General features: G+C 69.1%; 21 protein-coding genes and 1 riboswitch. Of the genes, 9 read left to right on the top strand and 12 right to left on the bottom strand.

Features of this window, described 5'->3' with window-relative positions; all coding sequences use genetic code 11:
- The first annotated feature begins 41 nt into the window (after window positions 1-41).
- Entirely contained in the window at window positions 42-887 is an 846-nt protein-coding gene (locus LK533_RS09445; RefSeq protein WP_229362546.1) for a class I SAM-dependent methyltransferase, read from the top strand.
- 620 nt (window positions 888-1,507) lie between these two features.
- On the opposite strand, the gene LK533_RS09440 is transcribed toward LK533_RS09445, so the two are convergent.
- Window positions 1,508-2,401 (bottom strand): TraB/GumN family protein, encoded by an 894-nt coding sequence (locus LK533_RS09440; RefSeq protein ID WP_229362545.1) that lies wholly within the window; start codon window positions 2,399-2,401, stop codon window positions 1,508-1,510.
- A 160-nt stretch (window positions 2,402-2,561) separates the two neighbouring features.
- On the opposite strand from LK533_RS09440, the gene LK533_RS09435 reads away from it, so the two are divergent.
- The 5 genes from LK533_RS09435 to LK533_RS09415 all read left to right on the top strand — a co-directional run bounded on the left by LK533_RS09435 (window position 2,562) and on the right by LK533_RS09415 (window position 11,057).
- Window positions 2,562-4,598: a DUF3857 domain-containing transglutaminase family protein gene (locus LK533_RS09435; RefSeq protein ID WP_229362544.1), complete on the top strand. Its 2,037-nt coding sequence runs from the start codon at window positions 2,562-2,564 to the stop codon at window positions 4,596-4,598.
- Window positions 4,599-4,728: 130 nt separating this feature from the next.
- Entirely contained in the window at window positions 4,729-5,595 is an 867-nt protein-coding gene (locus LK533_RS09430; protein ID WP_125959237.1) for a glycine--tRNA ligase subunit alpha, read from the top strand.
- Window positions 5,592-8,090, top strand: coding sequence for a glycine--tRNA ligase subunit beta (glyS, locus tag LK533_RS09425; RefSeq protein ID WP_229362542.1), 2,499 nt, complete (start codon window positions 5,592-5,594; stop codon window positions 8,088-8,090). The genes LK533_RS09430 and glyS overlap by 4 nt, the downstream gene beginning before the upstream one ends.
- A 97-nt stretch (window positions 8,091-8,187) precedes the next feature.
- Complete coding sequence (ppdK, locus tag LK533_RS09420; RefSeq protein WP_229362541.1) at window positions 8,188-10,854, top strand: pyruvate, phosphate dikinase; 2,667 nt, start codon at window positions 8,188-8,190, stop codon at window positions 10,852-10,854.
- A complete protein-coding gene (locus tag LK533_RS09415) occupies window positions 10,851-11,057 on the top strand; it encodes a hypothetical protein (RefSeq protein WP_229362540.1) in 207 nt (68 codons plus the stop codon). The genes ppdK and LK533_RS09415 overlap by 4 nt, the downstream gene beginning before the upstream one ends.
- Window positions 11,058-11,248: 191 nt before the next feature.
- On the opposite strand, the gene LK533_RS09410 is transcribed toward LK533_RS09415, so the two are convergent.
- The 8 genes from LK533_RS09410 to LK533_RS09375 form a co-directional block, all read right to left on the bottom strand.
- Window positions 11,249-11,833 carry a hypothetical protein gene (locus LK533_RS09410; RefSeq protein WP_229362539.1) on the bottom strand — a complete coding sequence of 195 codons (585 nt, stop codon included), beginning with the start codon at window positions 11,831-11,833 and terminating at the stop codon, window positions 11,249-11,251.
- A 66-nt stretch (window positions 11,834-11,899) separates the two neighbouring features.
- A complete protein-coding gene (locus LK533_RS09405; protein WP_229362538.1) occupies window positions 11,900-12,898 on the bottom strand; it encodes a type II secretion system F family protein in 999 nt (332 codons plus the stop codon).
- Window positions 12,899-12,902: 4 nt separating this feature from the next.
- Window positions 12,903-13,880 carry a type II secretion system F family protein gene (locus tag LK533_RS09400; RefSeq protein ID WP_229362537.1) on the bottom strand — a complete coding sequence of 326 codons (978 nt, stop codon included), beginning with the start codon at window positions 13,878-13,880 and terminating at the stop codon, window positions 12,903-12,905.
- Between the two features lie 45 nt (window positions 13,881-13,925).
- Complete coding sequence (locus LK533_RS09395; protein WP_229362536.1) at window positions 13,926-15,212, bottom strand: AAA family ATPase; 1,287 nt, start codon at window positions 15,210-15,212, stop codon at window positions 13,926-13,928.
- Window positions 15,212-15,919, bottom strand: a complete 708-nt coding sequence (locus LK533_RS09390; RefSeq protein ID WP_229362535.1) for a CpaD family pilus assembly lipoprotein — start codon at window positions 15,917-15,919, stop codon at window positions 15,212-15,214. Before LK533_RS09390 ends, LK533_RS09395 begins: the two co-directional genes overlap by 1 nt.
- Complete coding sequence (locus LK533_RS09385) at window positions 15,916-17,412, bottom strand: type II and III secretion system protein family protein (protein WP_420705839.1); 1,497 nt, start codon at window positions 17,410-17,412, stop codon at window positions 15,916-15,918. The genes LK533_RS09390 and LK533_RS09385 overlap by 4 nt, the downstream gene beginning before the upstream one ends.
- 1 nt (window position 17,413) lies before the next feature.
- On the bottom strand, window positions 17,414-18,433 hold the full coding sequence (gene cpaB / locus LK533_RS09380) for a Flp pilus assembly protein CpaB (RefSeq protein ID WP_229362534.1): 1,020 nt from the start codon (window positions 18,431-18,433) through the stop codon (window positions 17,414-17,416).
- Between the two features lie 50 nt (window positions 18,434-18,483).
- Complete coding sequence (locus tag LK533_RS09375; protein WP_229362533.1) at window positions 18,484-18,954, bottom strand: A24 family peptidase; 471 nt, start codon at window positions 18,952-18,954, stop codon at window positions 18,484-18,486.
- A gap of 48 nt (window positions 18,955-19,002) precedes the next feature.
- Between LK533_RS09375 and LK533_RS09370 the strand changes: the two genes are divergently transcribed.
- Together LK533_RS09370 and LK533_RS09365 are read left to right on the top strand one after the other, a co-directional pair.
- Entirely contained in the window at window positions 19,003-19,953 is a 951-nt protein-coding gene (locus LK533_RS09370) for an alpha/beta fold hydrolase (RefSeq protein WP_229362532.1), read from the top strand.
- Complete coding sequence (locus tag LK533_RS09365) at window positions 19,950-21,044, top strand: NAD(P)/FAD-dependent oxidoreductase (protein ID WP_229362531.1); 1,095 nt, start codon at window positions 19,950-19,952, stop codon at window positions 21,042-21,044. Before LK533_RS09370 ends, LK533_RS09365 begins: the two co-directional genes overlap by 4 nt.
- A gap of 4 nt (window positions 21,045-21,048) precedes the next feature.
- On the opposite strand, the gene rnhA is transcribed toward LK533_RS09365, so the two are convergent.
- Genes rnhA through ispH form a run of 3 tightly spaced genes read right to left on the bottom strand, consistent with a single transcriptional unit; the run spans window position 21,049 to window position 23,429 of the window.
- Window positions 21,049-21,501 (bottom strand): ribonuclease HI, encoded by a 453-nt coding sequence (gene rnhA / locus LK533_RS09360; RefSeq protein WP_229362530.1) that lies wholly within the window; start codon window positions 21,499-21,501, stop codon window positions 21,049-21,051.
- Complete coding sequence (thrB, locus tag LK533_RS09355; RefSeq protein ID WP_229362529.1) at window positions 21,498-22,451, bottom strand: homoserine kinase; 954 nt, start codon at window positions 22,449-22,451, stop codon at window positions 21,498-21,500. The genes rnhA and thrB overlap by 4 nt, the downstream gene beginning before the upstream one ends.
- A gap of 3 nt (window positions 22,452-22,454) precedes the next feature.
- Complete coding sequence (gene ispH, locus LK533_RS09350; protein ID WP_229362528.1) at window positions 22,455-23,429, bottom strand: 4-hydroxy-3-methylbut-2-enyl diphosphate reductase; 975 nt, start codon at window positions 23,427-23,429, stop codon at window positions 22,455-22,457.
- A 194-nt stretch (window positions 23,430-23,623) separates the two neighbouring features.
- Between ispH and LK533_RS09345 the strand changes: the two genes are divergently transcribed.
- A complete protein-coding gene (locus LK533_RS09345) occupies window positions 23,624-24,193 on the top strand; it encodes a hypothetical protein (protein ID WP_324255280.1) in 570 nt (189 codons plus the stop codon).
- Window positions 24,194-24,456: 263 nt separating this feature from the next.
- Window positions 24,457-24,559: riboswitch (glycine riboswitch) on the top strand.
- Window positions 24,560-24,604: the final 45 nt, after the last annotated feature.

Below are 24,604 nucleotides of genomic sequence, written 5' to 3'. Positions count from 1 at the left end.
CCGCATGCAGCGGGGCCGGTGCCTCTGTGGGCGAGGAGCCGATGGCGTCGCTGGCGGCGCAGGTCGCCGTCCCCTGTCCCTTGTGCAACCGCCGCGAGGCATGGGGCTGGGGCTGCGAAAACGGCTATTCGGCCGTGAAGTGCGTGGGCTGCGGGCTCGTCTATGTCTCGCCGCGGCCGGCGGACGACATGATCAGCGAGGCGACGCGCACGGGACAGCACCGGCACGAGGCAGGCGCATTGTCGGTCGTGTACGCGCCCAGCCGGCGCAAGCTGGCGCGATATGAGGCGCGGATGCGGCGGGTTCTGGCCGGCGAGTTGGGCCAGGATCCGGTGTCCTGGCTCGATATCGGGGCCGGTTTCGGCGAGCTGATCGAGGCGCTTCGCGACGTGCTGCCGGCCGGGTCGCGCATCCGCGGCATCGAGCCGATGGCGGCAAAGGCGGCGCATGCGCGGGCGCGCGGCCTTCCGGTTACGTCGGACAAGCTGGCGCAGCTGTCCGAGAGCTTCGACTTCGTGTCGCTGATCAACGTGTTCTCGCACCTGCCGGATCCGGGCGCGTTCCTGGCCGATGTGCGGCGGCTGGTGCGTCCGGGAGGCACGCTGGTGCTGATGACCGGCAACGGCGCCGAACTCGACAGTGCGCAAAGTTATCCGGATCGGCTCGACCTGCCGGACCATCTGGTGTTTGCCGGCCGTCCCCAGCTCGACGCCTTTTTGAGCGAAGCGGGGTTCGAGCCGTACCGCCGCGATCTGGTGCGGCTGGATACGGCCAGCTGGGCGGCCAAGGCGGCGGTGAAGAAGCTGCTGGGGCAACCCGTTCCTCTGGTGATCCCGTACCGCTCGCGGTTCCGGGACATGCTCTATCTCGCGCGGCGAGTGCGGTGAGGGGCGCGCAAGCACCAAGGGTGGCGGCTTGCGCCCCTGAGCCGGCCCTTCGCGTTTCTGACCGGGGCCTCACGCCCCTGAGTCGGCGCTGCCGATCGACGTCCTGGTGCTCGGCGCGACGAGCGCGGCACCACCTGAATCCACCATCTGCCGAGCCAGCACCCCGGCGTCTTCATCCGACCGGCGAAGGAACTGCACTTCTTTGACAAGGCCTCTCGGACAAGGGCCGGGCGCTGCCGGGAGGCAGGGCTGGTATGCTCAGCAGTTCGCGGACGCGGGGCGATCAGAGGTGGGTACCGGCGCGACTTGCTGGCGCATCGCTCCAACCGCGGGTGGTTCGCCAGCGGCGTCAAGCGATCCCGGGTGTTGAGCGCGACGGGGACGTGGTCTGGGTGGATCTCCCCGCGCCCCGGTATTGGGGCGGGCGCGGGTGCCAAGTTCTTGATGGCGGCGGTAGCTGGCAGCGGCGTGATCCATCTGTTCAAGGATCGCCTGCGGTCGCTGCTCGGGCAGGACGTGCGGAGCCGTGCTGGAGAGCTGGTGGCAGCGCTTTTTCGGGCCGTCCTCCATTATTCGAGCCGGCGGTGCTGTCGGCACCGCTGCGGGTGTCGTTGACGTCCTCAGGGCGTCGCCGGGGTGAGCCGGCGGACGCGCAGGCCTTTGGCGGCAAGCGCGTCCTGCAGCGAACCCGTGCCGACGAGGTGACCGGTGCCGACAGCCATGAACACCGTCCCGGGCCTTACCATGCGACCCGCGATCCAGGCTGCCCAGGCGGCGTTGCGGTCGGCGAGCACCCGCTGCTGCACGGCGTCGGAGGTCTGGCGCAAATCCTCTGCGACGATTGCCGCCAGCGCATCGGTGTCGCCGCCGCTCCAGGCTTCGGCGGTGCGGCGCATCACGTCGGTGGCGCGATCCTGGCCGTCGAGGACGCGCGTGAGCATCGCGATCTGCTCGGCTTCGGGCAGTTGGTCGAACATCGCGATCTGATCGCCCTGTGTCTCGAGGCCTTCGACCGGCTTGCCGGCGGCCTTTGCGGCAGCGGTGAGCACCGCTTCCACTCCGGCTTCCCGGCGATAGCCGGTGCGGCGCAGCGGCAGGATGGAAAGCGACGTTGCGGCGAGCCACGGGTCCATGCGGTCGAACGCGCCATCGGGATAGCCGGCAGCGCGCGTCGCGGCGGCGAGCTTCTCGGCATAGCCCGGCGGCAGACGCTGGGGGAGGGGCGGCGTGTCGGCGGGCGGCGCTGCCCGGCGGAGTGCCGCCTGCACCTCCGCCTCCGGCGGGGCGACCAATTCGAGCACCAGCGTGTTGCTCGCCTCGAACGCCCGGCGCACCGGCCCCTGGAACCAGGCAAGATCGGGGCGCAGCTCATGCACCGAGCCGAACAGATAGACGACCGTATCGGCGTCGCGCACTGCCCAGAGCGCCGGCTGCGCGGGCGGCCCCGCTGGACGCGCGGCCGGACCGGCAAAGAACAGGGCGGAGGCTGCCAGGAGCAGGCGGACGAGCGGCATAGGCGAGCCTTACAGGGGGATGCGGGCAAGCTGAAGCGGGACGAGCAATTCTCGCGCAAAGCATGCTGGTTGTCCGGTCCACGGTCGCTCCAGTGAGGCCCGAGCCTTGCACGGCGCGGCGCTTCTGCCACAACAAGGGCCAGGGGACGGGGGGATAGCGATGAGGGTGCGTGCTGGCTTGCTGATTGCGGGGTCGTTGCTGGTTGCTGGCCCCGCCTATGCGCAATCCGAACAGGTGCGTCGCGGTCCGCCCCCGGCTTGGGTGACCCCGTCCGAATTGCTGCCGGTGCCGGAGACGGTCAGCGGTCCGGTGTTCCTGCGCCGCCAGGATGTCGAGGTCCATCTCGGCGACAAGGGGCAGGCGCAGTATCTGGGCTATCGCATCAAAATACTGGACTCGAGCGCGCTGCAGCTCGGCAACATCGCCATTGCCTGGAACCCCGGTGCGGGAGCGCCGATCGTGCATGGCATCACGCTGTTTCGCGACGGCCAGGCCACCGACGTCCTGAAGGGCGCGTCGTTCGAGATCCTGCGCCGCGAGGACCAGCTGGAGGCGGCGAGGCTGGACGGGACGTTGACGGCCGTGCTCCGCGTGCCGGACCTGCGCGTCGGCGACGAGCTGGAGGTCGACCTCACGACCTTTTCGAACGATCCCGGGCTGGGCCACAATGAAGCCGGATTCCTGCTGCTCGCACCGGCCCCGGCACCGGGCCGTTACCATCTGGGGCTGAGTTGGGAGCAGGGGCGCGAGCCCGCCCTGAAGATGACGCCGGACATGACCGCGGCGATGGCGAAGGGTGAGCGTGCGGTGCATTTCCGCTTCGACAATCCCGCGCTCGTGTCGCCGCCCAAGGATGCGCCGCCCCGCTATTCGTGGCAGCGGACGGTGGAATATAGCGACTTTGCGGATTGGGGCGCGATGTCCCGCCATTTCGCGCCGCTGTTCGCCAAGGCCGGAACGCTTGCGGCCAATTCTGCCATCAGGCAGGAGGCCGCCCGCATCGCTGCCGCACAGGCGCGACCGCTCGATCGCGCAGCCGCCGCACTGAAGCTGGTGCAGCAGGACGTGCGCTACATCTATGTCGGGCTGAACGGCGGCAATCTGATCCCGGCTACCGCGGACGAGACCTGGCAGCGCCGATATGGCGACTGCAAGGGAAAGACGGTGCTGCTGCTGGCGCTGCTGGCGGAAATGGGCATTCCGGCGGAGCCGGTGCTGGTCAACTCCAGCGGAATGGACGACGGCTTCGACCAGCGCCTGCCGCTGCCGCAGTTGTTCGACCATGTGCTGGTCCGCGCGCAGATCGATGGCCAGACCTATTGGCTCGACGGGACGCTCCCGCCGGTTGCGGGGCCGAGCGCGCGGCCGGTCTATCCGATCGGCTGGGCGCTGCCGGTCACCGCAAAAGGCAGCGCCATCGAGAAACTGGCGTGGCAGCCGGCGACCACACCGGACGAGATCAACCTGTTCGAGATCGATGCGCGGGCCGGCTTCGACAAGCCTGCGCGGATCGTGACGACCGAGATTGTCCGGGGCCTCGCGGGATTGCAGAAGCAGATGCAGTTCGCATCGATTTCTCCGGCGCAGCTGCTCGCCGGATTCCGCCAGAACGCGGTGGGAGAGGTCTGGCAGTCGATCGACGACGTGCAATGGCGCTATGACCAGAAGGCGGGCGCCAGCATCCTGACCATCAGCGGCACCGGGACGGTGAACTGGGAGGACGGCAGCATGGGCGCCAAATCGCTGGCGCTGCCGGGCGGCGGTTTCAACCCGCCCGAGCGTCGGGTGCGGGCGCCGGGCGAGACGTCGGATGCGCCCTTCTACACCCGGCCCGAGTATACGTGTCACGCCACCACGGTGCGGCTGCCGAGCGCGACGCGCGCCGAGCACTGGTCCGCCAAGCCCAGCTTCGATACCCGCGTGTTCGGGCGCAGCTATCATCGCGCCTGGGAGCTGCGCGACGGGGCGCTGCGCATGATCCGAGGGTCGCGGGTCGAACAGCCGGAGGTCGACGTGGCGACCGCACAGCGCGACAACGCCCGGATCGCTGCGTTCGACAACAGCATGGGGTGGATCTTCTATGATCCGCTCGGCAAGGAGGCGGGCGTCGGCAAGGGGGAGACGGTGCCGACCACCTACGACTTCGACTGGACGGCCAGCGACGTGCCGTGCGCATCCCCGTCTGATCTTCGGTAGGCAGCCGTAGCCCCACGGGCACGGCCCGAAATCGCGCCCGTCTCGGCGCCTTCGGCCGGGGTGGATGCTTGACCCCCTTCGGGCCATGGGTCAAAGCGCGGCCGTGTCCGAGCCACTCAGCTTCCAGCGCATGATCCTCACGCTCCATGACTATTGGAGCGATCGGGGCTGTCTCATCCTCCAGCCGTACGACATGGAGATGGGCGCCGGCACCTTCCACACCGCCACGACGCTGCGCGCGCTGGGGCCGGAGCCGTGGAACGCCGCGTTCGTCCAGCCGTGCCGCCGTCCGACCGACGGACGCTATGGCGAGAACCCGAACCGGCTGCAGCATTATTACCAGTATCAGGTGATCCTGAAGCCGAGCCCGGCGGATTTGCAGGAGCTGTACCTGGGCTCGCTGGCGGCGATCGGCATCGACTTCACCCGCCACGACATCCGCTTCGTGGAGGACGACTGGGAGTCGCCGACGCTGGGCGCCTGGGGCCTGGGCTGGGAAGTCTGGTGCGATGGCATGGAAGTCACCCAGTTCACCTATTTCCAGCAGATGGGCGGGTTCGACTGCAAGCCGGTGGCGGGCGAGCTGACCTACGGCCTGGAACGCCTCGCCATGTACATCCAGAACAAGGATTCGGTGTACGATCTGGCGTTCAACGACGCGGGCGTCACCTATGGCGACGTGTTCCATGAGAACGAGGTCCAGATGTCGACCTGGAACTTCGAGGTCGCCGACACCGACACGTTGTTCGACCAGTTCCGCAAGGCCGCAGCCGAGTGTGAGCGCTGCCTTGCCGCGGGCCTTCCGATCCCGGCGTACGAACAGGCGATCAAGGCCAGCCACACCTTCAACCTGTTGCAGGCGCGCGGGGTGATCTCGGTCGCCGAGCGCCAGGCCTATATCGGCCGGGTGCGCGATCTTGCGAAGGGCGCGTGCGCTGCGTGGATCGAGAAGAAGACGCCCGAATGGCAGGCACGCTTCCCGGGGTGGACGGCATGAGCGACTTTCTTCTCGAACTCCGCTCGGAGGAAATCCCGGCGCGCATGCAGGAGCGGGCGCGCGAGGACCTGGCCAAGCTGTTCGCGGCCGAGCTCGGCAAGGCGGGGCTGAAGGCGGCGGAGATCGTCACCTATGCCAGCCCGCGCCGGCTGGCGCTGATCGCGCGCGGCCTGCCGCTCGCGACCGAAGCCGTGCGCGAGGAAGTGAAGGGGCCGCGTGCCTCCGCGCCGCCGCAGGCGCTGGAGGGGTTCCTGCGCAAGACCGGCCTCACCCGCGAGGATCTGGTCGAGCGCGACGGCGTGCTGTTCGCGGTCACCGACAAGCCGGGACGTGCGACGGCCGAGGTGCTGGCCGAGGCGGTTCCGGCGGTCGTGCGCGCGTTCCCGTGGCCCAAGGCGATGCGCTGGGGCGCGCCGTCGGTGTCGACCGAGAGCCCGCGCTGGGTGCGCCCGCTGCAGGGCATCGTCGCGCTGCTCGACGACACGGTGGTGCCGTTCGAGGTGTTCGGCGTATCGTCGGGCGCGGCGACGCTCGGGCATCGCTTCCACCACCCGGGCGTCATCACCATCGGATCGGCACACGACTATGTCGAGAAGCTGCGCGCCTGCCATGTGATCGTCGACGGCGCCGAGCGCCGGGCGAGCATCGCGGTGGGGGCAAAGCTTGCCGCGCAGAGTGCTGGCCTGACGCTGGTCGAGGACGAGGGGCTGCTGTTCGAGAACGCCGGCCTCACCGAATTCCCGATGCCGCTGCTCGGCCGTTTCGACGAGAGCTATCTCTCGGTGCCGCCCGAGGTGATCCAGCTCACCGCGCGCGTGAACCAGAAGTATTTTGTCTGCCGCGATGCCGAGGGCAAGCTCGCGAGCGCGTTCGTCTGCACCGCCAACATCGACCCCGAGGATGGCGGTGACAAGATCGTCGAGGGCAACCGCAAGGTGCTCGCCGCGCGGCTGTCGGACGCCAAGTTTTTCTACGAGACGGACCTGAAGACGCGGCTGGAGGACCTGACCCCCAAGCTCGAGAAGATCGTCTTCCACGAAAAGCTCGGCACCGTCGCCGACAAGGTCGAGCGGGTGGCCAAGCTCGCCCGCTGGCTGGTGGAGCAGGGCATCGTCGGCGCGGGCGAGGCGCCGGCAAAGGTCGAACTGCCGCTGGATCCGTCGTCCTCGCCGATCGACGCGCGCGACATCGCCGCGGGCACGGTGAGTGCCGATCGCGAGCGGCTGGCCGACATGGCCGAGCGCGCCGCGCGGCTCGCCAAGGCCGATCTCGTCACTGGCATGGTCGGCGAGTTCCCGGAACTGCAGGGCCTGATGGGCGGCTATTATGCCGCCGCGCAGGGTGAGCCGCAGGAAGTGGCCGAGGCGATCCGCGATCACTACAAGCCGGTGGGGCAGGGCGATGACGTGCCCACCGCGCCGGTGACGGTGGCAGTGGCGCTGGCGGACAAGCTGGACAGCATCACCCAGTTCTTCGGCGTGGACCTCAAGCCGAGCGGCTCCAAGGATCCGTTCGCGCTGCGGCGCTCGGCGCTCGGGGTGATCGCGCTGCTGCTCGACAACAAGCTGCGGCTGCCTCTCTCGCAGGTGGCAGGCGAGGACGTGCTCGACTTCTTCGCCGATCGTCTGAAGGTGCAGCAGCGTGAGGCGGGGGTTCGCCACGACCTGATCGACGCGGTGTTTGCGCTGGGTGGCGAGGACGATCTCGTCCGGCTGCTGGCGCGGGTGCATGCGTTGCAGGGGTTTGTGACCACCGAGGACGGCACCAACCTGCTCGCTGGCTACAAGCGGGCGGCCAACATCCTGAAGAAGGAAGGCTACACCGTTCCGGACGAGCCCCGCTCGCCGGTCGAGGCCGGAGCACGGCAGGTGGGCGGCGCGAACGGCGAGGGTACCGCGCACGTCAGCGGCGAAGCCGAGGGAGCAGCGCGGGGCGCGGCCATCGGCGTCCACCGCAGCGTTGCCGCCAATGCCCCCGATGCGCCGGGGTCGGCCGTGCCGGTGGGCAGCACGGGCACGCCGGGCAATCTGCGCTTCCAGGACGAGGAGGCCAATCAGGCGGTCGACCGCCAGGGCACGACCGAGCACGACGGCACCAGCCATCCCTTTGCCGGCGGCCAGCCTGACGGCATTCCCCAGACCGGCGAGGAAGACCCGCTGGTCGAGGTGGAGCAGGGCGCGTTCACCGATTCCGTCGCCGCCTTTGCGCGCAGCGAGCGTGCGCAGTCGCTGTCGTACGAGCCCGAGCCTGCCGAGGACGCGCTGATGGCGGCCCTCGACGTTGCCGAGCCGCGCGCGGCCAAGGCGATCGCCGACGAGGATTTCGAAGGCGCTATGGCCGCGCTCGCTTCCTTGCGCGCGCCAATCGACGGCTTCTTCGACGACGTGACCGTCAACGACGCCGATCCCGCCAAGCGCACGGCACGGCTCGCGCTGCTGGCGCGGGTGCGGGCGGCGGTGCACCGGGTGGCCGATTTCTCCCGGATCGAAGGATAGCGGACAGCCCGATGCGCTGATGCTATCCTTCGTCCGAAGGTCTGGTTTGTGATCCTCCTCCCCAGGGAACGCACTCCAACCCACGCAAGGAACCACGATGACGCAGTATGTGTACCGTTTTGGCGGCGGAGTTTCCGACGGGGGCTCCGGCGACAAGACGCTGCTTGGCGGCAAGGGCGCCAACCTGGCGGAAATGGCATCGATCGGTCTGCCGGTGCCGCCGGGGTTCACCATCTCCACTCAGATGTGCACGCGCTATTACGAGGAGGGGCAGCGCTTCCCGGACTCGCTGCGCCAGGAAGTGGCCGAGGGGATCGCGCACATCGAGGGCGTGACGGGCAAGCGCTTCGGCGACGCCGCCGATCCGCTGCTGGTGTCGGTCCGCTCGGGCGCGCGCGTGTCGATGCCGGGCATGATGGACACGGTGCTGAACCTGGGCCTCAACGACCAGACGGTCGAGGGGCTGGCGACCGCGTCGGGCGACGCACGCTTCGCCTGGGACAGCTATCGCCGCTTCATCCAGATGTATTCGGACGTCGTGCTTGAGCTCGATCACGGCCGCTTCGAGGAAGCGCTGGAGATCGCCAAGGAGGACAATGGCTACAACCTCGACACCGAACTGACGGCGGAGGACTGGCAGACGCTGGTCGCCGAGTACAAGGCGCTGGTCGAGGAGCTGTGGGGCAAGCCGTTCCCGCAGGACGTGCAGGACCAGCTGTGGGGCGCGGTCGGCGCGGTGTTCGGATCCTGGCAGGCGGAGCGTGCCAAGGTCTATCGCCGGCTGAACGACATTCCGGGCGACTGGGGCACCGCCGTCAACGTGCAGGCGATGGTGTTCGGCAACATGGGCGACACCTCGGCCACGGGCGTTGCCTTCACGCGCAACCCGGCGACCGGCGAGAACGCCTATTACGGTGAGTTCCTGATCAACGCGCAGGGCGAGGACGTGGTCGCGGGCATCCGCACGCCGCAGTATCTGACCAAGGCAGCACGCGAGGGCGCGGGCGCCAAGCCGCTGTCGATGGAAGAGGCGATGCCGGACGCTTATGCCGAGCTGGCGGCGGTGTTCGACCGGCTGGAGCGGCATTACCGCGACATGCAGGACATCGAGTTCACGGTGCAGCAGGGCAAGCTCTGGATGCTCCAGACGCGCTCGGGCAAGCGCACGGCCAAGGCGGCGCTCAAGATCGCGGTCGACATGGCCGAGGAAGGCCTGATCACCCGCGAGGAAGCCGTCGCGCGCGTCGACCCGGCGGCACTCGACCAGCTGCTCCACCCGACGCTCGATCCGGATGCGCCGCGCGACGTGCTGACCAAGGGACTGCCTGCGTCGCCGGGTGCCGCCTCGGGCGTGGCCGTGTTCGACAGCGAAACCGCCGAGCGCCGTTCCGCCACCGGCGAGCCGGTGATCCTGGTGCGCGTCGAGACCAGCCCCGAGGACATTCACGGCATGCACGCCGCCAAGGGCATCCTGACGGCGCGCGGCGGCATGACCAGCCACGCGGCGGTGGTCGCCCGCGGCATGGGGCGGCCGTGCGTGTCGGGTGCAGGCTCGCTCGCGATCGACAGCCGTGCGCGCGTGATGCGCGTCGGCACGCGCGAGATCCGCGAGGGCGACACGCTTACCATCGACGGCTCGACCGGCGAGGTGATGGCGGGCTCGGTGCCGACGGTGCAGCCGGAGCTTGCCGGCGACTTCGGGACGCTGATGGTGTGGGCCGATGGCGTCCGCCGCCTGAAGGTGCGCGCGAACGCGGAGACGCCGCTCGACTGCCGCACCGCCCGCGACTTCGGTGCCGAGGGCATCGGGCTGTGCCGCACCGAGCACATGTTCTTCGAGGGCAGCCGCATCACGGCCGTGCGCCAGATGATCCTGGCGGAGGACGAGAAGGGGCGCCGCGCCGCGCTCGAAAAGCTGCTGCCCGAGCAGCGCCGCGACTTCATCGAGATCTTTGAGGTGATGGCGGGGCTGCCCTGCACGATCCGCCTGCTCGATCCGCCGCTGCACGAGTTCCTGCCGCACCAGGAGGCGGAGTTCGCCGAGGTGGCGGAGGCCGCAGGTGTGGGCGTCGAGCAGCTCAAGCGCCGGGCTGCCGAACTCCATGAGTTCAATCCCATGCTCGGCCATCGCGGCTGCCGCCTGGGCGTGACCTACCCTGAGATCTACGAGATGCAGGCGCGCGCCATCTTCGAGGCGGCGTGCGAGGTTGCGGAGAAATCGGGCGAGGCGCCGATCCCGGAGGTGATGATCCCGCTGGTCGGCACGCGCAAGGAGCTCGAGCTGATGAAGGCGGTCGTCGACAAGGCGGCCCAGGACGTGTTCGCCGAGAAGGGCCGCACGATCGAGTATCTGGTCGGCACCATGATCGAGCTGCCGCGCGCGGCGCTCAAGGCGGGCGAGATCGCCGAGGTGGGCGAGTTCTTCTCCTTCGGCACCAACGATCTGACGCAGACGACACTGGGCGTCAGCCGCGATGACGCCGCACGCTTCCTCGGCACCTATGTCGACAAGGGCATCTATGCGCGCGATCCGTTCGTGAGCCTGGACGTCGAGGGCGTGGGCGAGCTGATCGAGATCGCGGCGGAGCGCGGGCGCAAGACGCGGCCGGACGTGAAGCTCGGCATCTGCGGCGAGCATGGCGGCGATCCGGCGTCGATCGCGTTTTGCGAGCGGACTGGCCTCGATTACGTCTCGGCCTCCCCCTATCGCGTGCCGATCGCGCGGCTTGCGGCAGCGCAGGCCGCGTTGAAGACGAAGGCATGAGCATGCGCCGCCCGGGCGAGGGTCAGAAGCTGACTCGGGACGGGTTCGATCCGATCGGACCCTTCCACCCCTATGTCGTCTGGGCGGCGATCCTGCTGTTCGACATGCTGGTGGTGGCGGCGATCCTCGCCGCGCTCACCCTGGCTGGCGACCGCATCGAGGACCAGCTTTGGCCCGGCGGGACGGAGTGGGTGACGATCTGAGGGGGCGCAGTCTGCGTCTCCAGCGGCGCCCAAGATAAGAATGTATCGCTGCGCAGGCAGGGATCCAGGGCCGAGCAGAACCGCGGCGTGCAGTGCTCGGGCCCCTGGGCTCCCGCCTACGCGGGAGCACGAGGATGGATCCCGCGAGAGTAGGTGAGGGCGTTGCAAGGGCGTCCTTGCCCCTGAAGCCGTCACCCCCAGCGGCGGACGTGGTCGTCGTCGCGACCTTCGCGGATCATTGCCGCCTGCTCGCGCCAGCCGTCGCGCGCGATGGTGCCGGGGGCAAGACGCAGCTGGACTTCCAGCGCCTGCTCGTCCTCCGCGGTCATGGTCTCGATCGCCTTGAAGGTCTTGATGCCGCGATCGTTCAGTTCGCGCTCGCGGACCTCGTCAATGCCACGGATACGCGACAGATTGTCGCGGCCCCAGCCGAACCAGCCGCCCAGGCTGCCTTCGTGGCGATGCGTGTCGTGGCCGTTGGTCGCGGCCACCGCGGCGGTGGATGCCGCGGCAAGCGGAACCGCACTGGTCGTCACGGTCCCCGCCGGGGCGGCGCGGACGGCGCGGTCACGCTCGGCCTCAAGCTCGCGGATGCGGGTGTCGCGCGCCTTGAGTTCGGCGACGGTCTCGTCGCGGTAGCGGCGGTGCTCGACCTCCTCGGCATGGTGCCGCTCGCGCCACTTGCGCCCGCCCGAACTGGAGGCGAGGCCGAACAGCCAGCCTGCCACCAGGCAGAGCACGAGGACCAGATATTGGGTGGGCGTGTGGAACAGCATGGCGGCGGCCTCCGATCGGTTCGGGGGCACAACGACGCGGGCGCGGCGTGCGTTCCTTTGAGGCGCTCAGCTCGTGACCAGCGTGTCGGAAATCGAGCAGGCAGCGGGCCCCAGGATCACCACGAACAGCGTCGGCAGGATGAACAGGATCAGCGGCACCGTCATGATCGCCGGCAGCCTTGCCGCCTTTTCCTCGGCGCGCATCATGCGTTCGTTGCGGAACTCGCCTGACAGCACGCGCAGCGCGGAGGCCAGCGGCGTGCCGTATTTCTCGGTCTGGATCATGGTGGTGGCGACGCTGCGGATCGCGTCCAGATCGATGCGCTGGGTCAGGTTCTCGAACGCCTGACGCCGTTCGGTAAGAAAGCCCAGCTCAATCGCGGTAAGCGAGAACTCCTCGCCCAGCTCGGGATAGGCGCGGCCCAGCTCGCGCGCCACGCGCCCGAATGCCGCGTCGACGGTCAGGCCCGCCTCGGCACAGATCACCAGGAGGTCGAGCGCGTCGGGAAGCCCCTTGCGGATCGCCTGCGACCGTTTGGTGATGCGGTTCTTCAGGTACAGGTCGGGCGCCTTGTAACTCACGATCAAGGAGCCTGCGACCAGCAGATAGGATTTGAACGCGCCCCAGTCCGCGAATGTGTCGGTCCCATACACCAGGAAGATCACCGGGCCGCCGATCAGGATCGGCAGCACCAGCCGGCCGAAGATCACCGCCACGGCCCATTCGCGCGAACGGATGCCGGCGCGCAACAGCTGGGTCTGGGCGGTCTTGAGCTGCTCGTCCTGCAGCACCTTCAGCGACGACAGCAGCGCGCGCATGCGGTCGGTCGTCTCGTTCTTCTTGACCAACTGTGCGCGGCGGCGGGAGACGGGCGCGGTGATGCCGGCTTTCAGCTGTTCGCGGCGTTCGTTGAGCGCCTTCACCCGCTTGGCCATCGGATCGCGCACCGACAGCGCGGCATAGATGGCGACCATCACCGCAAAGGCCGCAACACCGGCCAGCAGCGTCGCCACCATCAGCACGTCGATGCCCATGATCGTTGGGCCTTCGGGGTTGCTCAGCATCGCATCAGATCTCGAAACTGACCATCTTGGCCATCACAAAGGCGCCGATGCCCATCCACAGGAAGCCGCCGGCACCGATGATCATCAGCCGCTGGTCGGAAAAGAAGGCGGACAGATAGCCGCTGTTCACGAACCAGATCAGCCCGAACACCACGAACGGCAGGGAGCCGACGATGTAGGCGGAGGCCTTGGACTCCGACGACATCGCCTTGATCTTGAGCTTCATCTGCGAACGCTTGCGCAACACGTCCGCCAGGTTGCTCAGCGTCTCGGACAGGTTGCCGCCGGTTTCGCGCTGGATGGCGATGGTGATCAGGAAGAACTGGAACTCGGGCGTGCCGATGCGATCGGCCGTTTCCTGAAGTGCCGTGTCGAGCGTGCGGCCGATGCGCATCCGGTCGGACACCGCGCGGAACTCCTCGCCGACCGGACCCGGCACTTCCTGGCCTACCACCCCCATGGTCTCGGTGATCGGCAGGCCGGAGCGCAAGCCGCGTACCAGCAGCTCGATCGCGTCCGGGAACTTGGCAGTGAACTTGTTGACGCGGCGATTGATGGCCATGCCGACGACCTTGTGCGGCACGCCCGCGCCCAGGAACAGGCCGACGAACAGGCTCAGCAGCAGCGGCATGCCCTGGGACCATAGGAACAGCATCGACCCGATCGCGATGCCAAGCGTCGCCAGGCCGTACTGGCCCACGGTCCAGCTCTTGCCCGTCATCGACAATCGTTTCTGGAGCTGGGCCGGATTGGGAAGCAGCCGCCCCGCAGCCACGTCGACGCGCGTGGCGCGCGCGGTGGTAATGCGCCGGATCTGTGCTTCAATGCTGGCGCCGCCGGTTGCGGGCAGATGCCGCTCGCGCACGGCCGCCAGCCGCCGCGCCCGTGCCTTTGCCGGCGAGGGGCCCATCAAGGCGAACGCGAGCAGCAGCAACACCAATCCCGACCCCAGGATCAGCAGCAGGATCGGCAGTGGATTCATGCCCGCCTATCCCGGATGTGCATGCGGCGCCGCATCACCTTGATCCTAGCGCTTGCCGGCTCGGGCGCCGACGCGCGAGCGCAGGAGCCCAAGCTTGCCCAGCAACGAGGGAGCGCCGCCCGCTGCCTTCGGCCCGCCAAGGGTGCGTGAGCCGCCGCCTGCGCTTGCGTCGGTGATCTCGATCAGCCTGGCGGCCAGCTCGACCAGCGGCGCAACCGTCTTGGAGCCCTTGCCGACCTCCGCCAGCGGCTTACCGAGCTTGGCGGCCTGTGCGGCGAGCTTGGCATCGAACACCAGCTGATAGTCGACGCCACGCTCGATCGAGGTCTCGAACTCCTTGCGGCTGATCTCCATCTGGGCCGCCGGCTGGACGCGATTGGCGACCACCAGCACCGTCGCCTCGGGCACGTTGCTGCGGAACCAGGCAAGGATGCGGATCGCGTCGCGGGCCGCTGCAAGCGTATATTCGGTCACCACCACGGCGACCGGCATGCCTTGCGCCAGCTGCGGATGGTTGACGAGCATCGAGCGCGGCAGGTCGACGATCGTGCATTCGAAGCTGTTGCGCATCTCCTCCTGCAGGCGGCCGAACACGCTGCCGTCGGTAAGGATCGGGCTGTTGATCGGTGCTTCGGCGGAGAGCACGGCCAGTCGATCCGACGCGCGCACCATCGCGCGTTCGATGAACAGCCCGTCGATGCGGCTGGGATTCTCGATCGCATCGGTCAGGCCGCGGCCAGGTTCCAAGTCGAGCGCCAGCGCGTCGGTGCCGAAATGCACGTCGAGGTCGAGCAGCGCCGTGCTGCGCTGGGCGCGCTCGCTCACCAGCCAGGCGAGCGAGGTGGCCACGGTCGAGGCGCCCGCACCGCCGCGGGTGCCGACCACGACCGCGGCGCAATGCGGCCGCTCGACGGCGGCGGCATCATTCGCCTTGGGCGCGGTAAGCATCGCCTGTGCCTGGGTGAAGGCGTCGCGCACCGCATCGGCGTTGAGCGGCTTGAGCAGATAGTCCTGAATGCCGCTGGCGACGAGGTCGCGGTACAGGCGCACGTCGTTCACCTGGCCCGTGGCGATCACCACCGTGCCGGGCTCGCACACCTCGGCCAGCGCATTGATGTCGTTGGTCGGATCGCTCGATTCGGACAGGTCGACGAACAGTACGTGCGGGCTCGAGGCGACCGAAAGCGCCTGGACGGCGCTGCGCAGATTGCCGCGCTGTACCTTGTCGGCCTGCCACCCGAGCGCCTGGACCACGGGGCGCAAGACGTCGGCGGACGCTTCGTCAGTGACGAAGCCGGCGAAGGGGTCGCGGCTGGCTGAACGATCCGGCATCAGTTGCCCGCCGTTCCGCTGGGGCTGGAGCCGATACTGCTTGCCCCACTGGCGCCGCTTGCGCCGCTGGATTCAACCGCCGTCCCGCCGCCGCCGGTGGGCGCGGCTCTGCGATAGGCGGCGATCGCGCGCGCTGCGTTGCGCGGATCGGCCAGACCGGTCCCCGGCTGGCCGTGGATCAGGTGCTCCGGATTGGCGACCATCGCTGCCAGGTTCGAATTGATCGCGCAGCCGTGGTTGGCGGCGGTATGCGAGTCGAAGGTGTAGGCGCCATAGGCGTCCACCTGCGGACAAGTCGGGACACTTGCCGAGGCGCGGGTTACCACGACCCGCAGGGTTCCAGGCGCCACCGCGTCCCGGCTGGTCGCGGTGGTGTCGGCGAGCAGCAGCCCGTAGCGGGCTACCGTGCTTGCCACCTGCGTGCGGGCTCCGGTCGACCTGCTCGGGTCCTCGACCGCGATGCGGTCGCCATAGCCGGGGGCGAGCGACGCCATCCACCCGGCCAACCGGCCTGCCTCACCCTCGGCGAGACCATAGGGGGTAGTGCCCAGGTCGAGCACATAGTCGGTGCGGGACACGACCGGCTGATGGACCGATTCGATGCCGCGGCTCGCCCGCGGGTTGCAGGCGGTGAGAAGCAGGGCCGGAGCGCACAGCGCCAGAACTGCGAGACGCGAGGACATGTTCTTCTCCAACGGCTGCGTCATGGGTTGCTGAAGCCCGGGGTCGCGGGCGCCTTTTGCTTCTTGCGCTTGCCCGCGCCATCCTCGGCCAGCACCGGCAGGTTCGGGCCCGCAGGAAGCGCTGCGCCGAGTACGGGCGCACTCGCCGCCGGGGGCGCCAGGGTGGGGACGGGGCGCGAGCCTTCGGACGCGCGGCTGGCAGGCTGTCCCCACAGCACCCGCTCGGCATCGTTGGGCGCACGATAGCCATCGGTCGGCAGCACGATCTGGTTCGCGTCCACCGGCTTCACCAGATAGGGGGTGATCACGATCACCAATTCGGTCTCGTTGCGCTGGAACGCGTTGGAGCGGAACAGCGAGCCGATGATCGGCAGATTGGCCAGGAACGGCGTCTGGCTGATCGAATTGTCATGGCTGTTGGACAAGAGCCCCGCGATCATGAAGCTCTGGCCCGAGCCGAGCTCGACCGTCGTCTCTGCCCGGCGGGTGGTCAGCGCCGGGATGGTGATGTTGTTGACCTCGACCGCGCCGGTCGTGGTGATCTGCGAAACTTCGGGGCGGACGCGCAGGGTGATGCGGCCGTCCGACAGCACCGTCGGCGTATAGGCGAGGCTCACGCCATATTGCTTGTACTCGACCGAGATGGCCGCATTGTTGCCGCCCTGGGCGATCGGGACCGGGATCTCGCCGCCGGCCAGGAACGTGCCGGTCTCGCCCGAAATCGCGGTGAGGTTCGGGTTCGCAAGCGTCGTCACCTGGCCGTTGCGCTCCCCCAGGTCGAGGGAGGCGAGCAGGTCGAGGCCCAGCAGCCGTCCGGCAGCACCAAATGTGCCGCCGATCTCCGGGGCGCTGGGAAAGCTGGCGTCGGTGCCCTGCCGGCCCTGGCCGATGTTGAACCGGAAGCCGCCGGTGGTGTCGCTGGACTGGAGGTTGACCCCGATGTTCTTGACGTAGCTGCGGCTGACCTCGGCGATGCGGACCTGCAGGTTGACCTGCATCGGCGTCGCCGTCTTCAGCCGGCTGAGCACCTGGGTGTTCGCGCCGACGAACGCCTGCGCCAGCGTCTGCGCCTCGGCGATGTCGTCGGGCGACCGGACGGTGCCGGTCAGGAGCACCATGTTGTTCATGGGCGTGGCCGTGATCTGCGCATCCGGCATCGCCAGCGCGAGCATGTCGCCGACGGTGGTGATGTTGTTCCCCACCCGGACGGTCGCGGCATAGACGGTGGCGCCGCTTCGCGACACGGCGTGGATGGTGGTCTCTCCCGGCGTCTTGCCGAAGACATAGAGCTGGTGGGCTGACCGGACCTGCACGTCGGCGATGCGATCATCGGCGACGAACACGTCGGTCATGGCCGCCGGCAGATCGATCAACTGCCCGCGCCCGCTGTTCATCTGGACGACGGGGGGCGAGGGCGCGACCGCTTGTGCCGCAACGGGGGCGGAGCCGCCCATCCCGGCCGCAAGCGCAGCGATCAGCGCGAAGGGCGTGCCCAGCAGTCTGGCCTGAATGCGCATGTCAGTTCCTCCCCCCGACCGGAACCACCGTGGACGTGCTGCCACGCGCGATGCGGACGCTCGGGCCCGTCACCACAGCGGCGCTGCCGGAGGTTGCCGGCGCGCCCATCGGGCCGCCCGTGTTGTTCTGCGGCTTGCCCGGAACCGAGCTGCGCTGGAAGCGCGACACGTCCGCGCCGGTCGAATAGGTGACGCTGCCGTCAACCGGCCGTGCGGCAAGGCGGGCAAGCGCCGCGCGCTCGGCCTGTGGATCGTCGGTATCGGGCAATTCCGCATCGCCGCTCGCGATTGCCTCTTCCAGTTCGGTGCTGTTGTCCGCGATCGAGCGCAGCGACAGCGACAGCTGGCCGACGGTCTGCGCGACCGCGATCTTCTCGGCGATGCGCGGCGTCGCCTCCAGCGTCACGGTGGAAAAGGCGCTGACCACGGTGTTGCCCTTGTCGTCGACCTGCTTGTCGGTGCGCTGGTCGGTGGCGAGCACGCGCAGGTTGCGCAGCATCGTCTCCGAGGCTTTCAGCGGAGGCCCATCGCCGCCGCCCTCGATCGTCTGCGTCAGGATCAGGTCGACCCTGTCGCCCGGGAACACGAAGCCGCCGACCGCGCCCTGGGTGGAGACGGGCACGGTCACGGCCCGCATCCCCGGCCCAAGCGCTGCTGCCAGGAAGCCGCGATCGCCCGGCTTCACCAGCGCGCCCTGGGTGATCGGCTGGCCGGCCGGGATGGCATAGCGCACCACCGTGCCGACAAGCTTCCCGGCATCGGGCGATCCCTCGGTATAATAGGCGTTGGTGACCAGATCCTGCGGCCAGGACTGGAACGCGATCGCGCCCGGATCGATGATCGTACCCACCGGCAGCGCGCGCTTGGCGACCAGCACCTTGGGGCCGGCGACCACGGTCGGCTCTCCGCCCGCGGTCGCGACCGGGGTGGTTGCGTCCTGCATCAGGCTGCGCGCCATGAAGGCGGTGATCGCCGCCACGAACAGCGCGCCTACCAGCAGCAGGACTTTACGAGAATCCATGTCGTCGAGACCTTTCCGTCCCAAGGCGCAGTTGGTGCCGCATCAGGCAGTCACCGGAACTGATTAAGAATGGGTTCCCGGATCACCAGCAACGCCGCCAGCGCGATGGCGACGCCATAGGGTATTTCAGGAAGTTGTTGCTTTTTTCTCAATCGCTTGTCGATCAGCATCAGCAGCGTGAGGGCGCCACCCAGCAGCGACATCAGCACCAGCATCCACAGCAGGGGCTCGGGCGGGAGCCACAGCGCCAGGGCACCGATCAGCTTCACGTCGCCGCCGCCCATCTGCCCGATCGCAAAGGCGCCGACGAACAGGCCGAACACCAGGGTCGCGATTCCAAGCTGGATCGCCACACCCGGCCAAAGCGTCATTCCGCTCGCCATCCACCACGCCGGCGCGAGCAGCGCGATGACGCCATTCTTCCAGTTCGCGATCTCGCGCGTGCGCACGTCCTCGATGGCCGCCGACAGCAACAGCAGCATCAGCGCGAGCAACAGAAGCGAGGGAAGCGACAGCGGCATCGTTCAAGGCCCTAGACGCGGCCGCTTACGAAACCGTAACCGTGGCCCATGGCTGCCCACGCCCTGTATCGCCGCGCGATCCCGTCCGCGGCGCGGATCACGCATTGGAATGCTCCGGACGGCTGGACGCATCGCCGCTTCGACTGGCCGGCGGCCGACGGCGGCCGCACGCGGGGCGCGATGCTGTTCCAGGTCGGCCGCGGCGACATATTCGAGAAGTATCTGGAGAGCTTTGCCCATTGGCGCGCGTGCGGCTGGTCGATCACCAGCTTCGACTGGCGCGGGCAGGGGGGCTCCGGGCGGCTGACCGACGACCCGCATTGCGGGCACATCGATTCGTTCGACACCTATGTCGACGACCTCGCCGCCTTTGCCGGCGAATGGCAGGCGCAGGTGAAGGGGCCGTACGTCCTGATCGGCCATTCGATGGGCGGGCATCTGGTGCTGCGCGCGCTGGCCGAGGGCCGAGTCGCCGCCGATGCGGCGGTGCTGGTCGCGCCGATGCTGGGGCTGAAGGCGCCGATCAGTGCCGGGTTCGGCGAGCGCGCGGCGGGTCTGCTCGCACGGCTTGGCCCGCGCGCGCGCCGTGCGTGGCGCAGCAACGAGCGGCCGTACACACGTCGGGCCCGCCAGTCGCTGCTCACCTCCGATGCCGCCCGCTACGAGGACGAGCTGTGGTGGCAGGCGGCCAACCCGGCTCATGTCGCGGGTCCGCCGAGCTGGGCGTGGATGGTCGAGGCGTTTCGGTCGACCCGCGAACTGCTCGCCAGCCCGGCGCTCGCGACGCTGGACGTGCCGGTGCAGTTGCTGGTGGCAGACAAGGATGCGCTGGTCGATCCGCGCGCGGCACTGAAGGCGGCCGAGCGGTTGAAGCGCGCGACGCTGGTACGGTTCGGCGCCGAAGCGCGCCACGAACTGCTGCGGGAGGCCGATCCGGTCCGCAACCGGGCGATTGCGGAGATCGACCGCTTCCTGGCCGAGGCGCTGGCGGCGGCATGACCCGGCGCATCGCCATCGTCGGGGCGGGCATGGCCGGCACCAGCCTCGCCGCGCTGCTGGCCGGCGAGGACTCGGTCGTGCTGCTGGAGGCGGAGGCGCATCCCGGCTTCCATGCGACGGGGCGTTCGGCCGCCTTCTGGTCGGAAACCTATGGCGGACCGGGTGTCCAGCCGCTCACCAGCGCTTCCGGACCCTTTCTGCACAAGCCGCCGGCCGAGTTCGGCGGCGAGTCCTTCCTAGGTGAGCGCGGCGAGCTGATGATCGCGCCGGCCGGCGATGGCGGGGCGATCGACGCGTTCGAAGCGCGCTTCGCCGGGGCCGGCGTCGCGATGACGCGCGAGGATGCGGCGGCGCGGGTGCCGGGCCTGCGCGGCGAGTGGCAGGGGCTGTGGATGCCGAGTTGCGCCGACATCGACGTCGCGCGGCTGCACGGAGCGTTCCTCGCCCGCGCGCGCCGGCTCGGTGCAGAGCTACGCTGCGACTCTGCCCTGGTGGAAGCCCGAAGAGTCGGAGGCGCATGGCAACTGCGGCTGGCGGATGGCGAGACGCTTGCGGCCGATGTGCTGGTCAACGCCGCGGGCGCCTGGGCGGACCGGGTGGCGCAGATCGCGGGGGCGGCGCCGGTCGGCATCCAGCCCTATCGCCGCACCATGGTGCAGCTGCGCGTCGACCCGCCCGCACCCGCGACACTGCCGCTGGTGATGGATGCGGCCGGCGGCTTTTATTTCAAGCCCGAGCCAGGCGGGCGGGTGTGGCTGACCCCGCATGACGAGACGCCGGCCGCGCCCGGCGACGTGGCGGCGGAGGAGATCGACGTCGCGGTCGCGATCGACCGCATGCAGCGGGTGGTCGACTGGCGCGTGGAAGCGGTCGAGCGGCGTTGGGCGGGCTTGCGCAGCTTCGCGCCCGACCGGCTGCCCGTCTATGGCTGGGACCCGGCGGTCGAGGGGCTGTTCTGGTGCGCCGGCCAGGGCGGCTTCGGCATCCAGACCGCGCCCGCGGGCGCGGCCTTGTGCGCGGCACTGTTCGGGCGAGGCGGGGTGCCGACGAGCGTGGATGCGGCGCTCTATCGCCCGGGACGGTTTGGCTGAGCCTTCAGGCCGCGCGCCCGGCCGCCATCGCCGCGTCGCTCGCCAGCTTGTCGGCGCGCTCGTTCTCCGGGTGGCCGGCATGGCCCTTGACCCAGACCCATTGGATCTGGTGCGGCTTGGCGGCAGCGAGCAGCGCCTGCCACAGCTCCGCGTTCTTGACCGGCTTCCTGTCGGCGGTCTTCCAGCCGTTCTTCTGCCAGCCCTTGATCCACTTGGTGAGGCCGTCCATCACATAGCGGCTGTCGGTCGACAGCGTCACCCGGCACGGACGTTTCAAGGCGTTCAGCCCCTCGATCGCCGCGGTCAGCTCCATGCGGTTGTTGGTGGTGTGCGCCTCGCCACCCGACAGCTCGCGCTCATGCTCGCCGGAGCGGATCACCACGCCCCAGCCGCCGCGGCCCGGATTGCCCTTGCACGCACCGTCGGTGAAGATCTCGACGGGGGTCAGTTCGGTCATGCAAAGGCGTTCCTGTTGTTCTCGTACCATTCCAGTCGCCGCAGATAGGCGAGTGGGTCCTTGCGCGTCACCAGCGCATCGGCGGGGGTGTTGATCCAGTCCCAGGCGCGGGTCAGCAGGAAACGCAGGCAGGCGCCCTCCGCCAGCACCGGCAGCGCCGCACGCTCCGCATCCGACAGAGGAAAGCCTGCCACATAGCCTTGCAGCAGCGCGCGTCCGACCTCCGCATCGAGCGGCGTGCCGGCGCCGTCGAAGCTCCACGCCGAATGCATCACCGCCAGGTCGTAGGCGCGCACATCGGTGCAGGCGAAATAGAAGTCGATGAGGCCGGTGACCCGGTCACCCAGCATCAGCACATTGTCGGGGAACAGGTCGGCATGGATCGCGCCGACCGGCAACTGCCGCGGCCAGGCGGCGACCACGCGGTCGAGCGAAGTGCCGACGCGGTCACGCAGGCCGGGCTGGATGGTGTCGAGGCCGGGCGCGCACTGGTCGAACAGCTGCGGCCAGGCTTCGACGCCCATGGAGTTTGGGCGGGTGGGGGCAAAGTCGGTGAGCGCTGCGTGCATACGCGCCATCGCCGCGCCGCCCGCACGCGCCTGCGCCGGGGTGGGCTGGCTCAGCGAGACGCCGGACAGGAACTCGATCAGGCAGGCAGGGCGGCCCTCCAGCGTCTGGATCACTGTTCCGGTGCGGTCGGGCAGCGCGCGCGGCACGGGGTTGCCGGCGTCCGCCAGCCGGTCGATCATCGCGAAGAAGAAGGGCAGGTCGCCCGCATCCACGCGCTTTTCATAGAGCGTCAGGATGAAGCGGCCGCGGGTGGTGTCGACCAGATAGTTGGAGTTCTCGACCCCTTCGGCGATCCCTTTGGCCGAGACCAGCGCGCCCACGTCATAGCGGGCGAGGAAGGCGACGAGCGCCTCCGCCGAAACCTGCGTATAGACGGCCACGGATCAGGCGGCGACGGCTTCGAGGCCGCGGGGCAGCTTGAAGGTGAGGGTCTCGCGAGTCATTTCGACTTCACGCTCGTCGATCTCGAAGCGCTCGGCGAGGCGGTCGACCACTTCGCGCACCAGCATCTCGGGCGCGGACGCACCGGCGGTAAGGCCGAGCGAGCCGACGCCTTCCAGCCAGGCGAAGTCGATGTCGCTGCCGCGCTGGATCAGGTGCGACGGCGTGCCCTCGCGCTCGGCGACCTCGACCAGGCGCAGCGAGTTGGACGAATTGGGCGCGCCGATCACCAGCACCAGGTCGACGGACGAGGCGATCGCCTTCACCGCCGCCTGGCGGTTGGACGTCGCATAGCAGATGTCATCGGCCTTGGGCGCGACGATCGCGGGGAAGCGGCGCTGGAGCGTCGCCATGATGTCGGCGGTGTCGTCCACCGACAGCGTGGTCTGGGTGAGAAAGGCGAGGTGCTCGGGATTGGCGGGCATCACCGCTTCCGCATCCGCCACCGTCTCGATCAGCGTCATCTGGCCCTGGGGCACCTGGCCGAAGGTGCCGATCACTTCCGGGTGGCCGGCATGGCCGACGAACAGGATGTGGTGCCCGGTGGTCACCAGCCGCTCCGCCTGGCGATGGACCTTGGACACCAGCGGGCAGGTGGCGTCGAGATATTCCAGGCCGCGATCCTCCGCCTCGGCCGGGACCGACTTGGGCACGCCGTGGGCGGAAAACACGACCGGCACGCCCGGCGGAACCTCGTCCAGTTCCTCGACGAACACCGCGCCCTTGGCGCGCAGGCTGTCGACCACGAACTTGTTGTGGACGATCTCGTGCCGGACATAGACGGGGGCGCCGTGCTTCTCGATTGCGAGCTCGACGATGCGGATGGCGCGGTCGACGCCGGCGCAGAAGCCGCGCGGGGCGGCGATCAGCAGCTCGAGGACGGGCTTGGGCGACGGCGCTGTGGCAGGATCGGTCATCACTCCCGCGCATGTACGCGATTGCTTGCGCGCTTGAAAGGCGGTTCCTATGCTGGCGGCGGTCCGGGTCGGCGCTGCATGCGACGGCCCGTTCGTCGTGAAAGGTGTACCCCTCTGTGATCGTCCGAACGCTCGCTGTTTCCGCTGTCGCGCTCCTCGCCCTCGCGGGGTGCAGCCGTAAAGGCGAGATCGACGTGACCCGCGGCGTCGGCATCACCACGGTCCGCTCTGCCTGCCCGGCGGCAGGCGTGCCGGCAGGGACCGGCGACGTCACCCTGTTCGATCCCGCCGGCAGCCAGCTGGCGAGCGCGATCGACGTGACTGCGACCATCACCAACGTGCGCGCCAGCTGCAACGAAGCGGGCGAGGACATCGTCTCCACCGTCACCTTCGACATCCAGGCGCGCCGCACCCGCACCGACGGCGCCCGCCAGGTCGACCTGCCCTATTTCCTGACGGTGGTGCGCGGCGGATCGCAGGTGGTGGCAAAGCGCATCAACCACGCGGTGCTCGACTTCGCGCCGGGCGAAGCGCGCGCGCAGGCGACCGGCAGCGCGACCGCCGTCGTCCAGCGTTCGGCCGCAACCCTGCCGGCGGACATCCGCGAGCAGATCGTCCGCCCGCGCAAGGCCGGTGCCCAGGACGCTGCGGTTGATCCCTTGTCGACGCCGGAAGTGCGCCAGGCCGTGCTCAACGCTTCGTTCGAGGCGCTGGTCGGCTTCCAGCTGACCCAGGACCAGCTGCGCTACAACGCCACGCGCTGATTTCAGGTGGTTGGCTTCCATCAACGCCGTTTGTCTCGAGCAGGGATCGAGCTTGTAGAGAGCCCGTGTCGAGAGAGCCGCCGCAACCGGTTCTCGATACGCCGTCTCGACGGGCTCGACGGCTACTCGAACTAAACGGGAGGCCTGAAGACCCGAGCAAGCTCCGGATCGCACCGCTGCGAACCAGCTTTCCCGCGCGTGGCTGATTGACTCGGCCCCGCAGCCGAGCCACAGCAACTTCCGTCGATGGTCGGAAACGGCCATGGGCACGCGCGGGAGAGTGCCGCCGGCCTTCGAGGCCGCATGCGGCCGCCGAAGGAGCAACCGCCCCGGAATCTCTCAGGCAGAAGGGACCGCGCGCGCCAACGACACTCTGGAAAGCGCGCCGGTGATGCCGGCGCCACCGAAGGG

It is taken from the genome of Sphingomonas sp. PL-96 (assembly GCF_020707215.1).
Classification (GTDB): Bacteria; Pseudomonadota; Alphaproteobacteria; order Sphingomonadales; family Sphingomonadaceae; genus Sphingomonas.
This window is presented reverse-complemented; position numbering and strand designations above follow the sequence as displayed.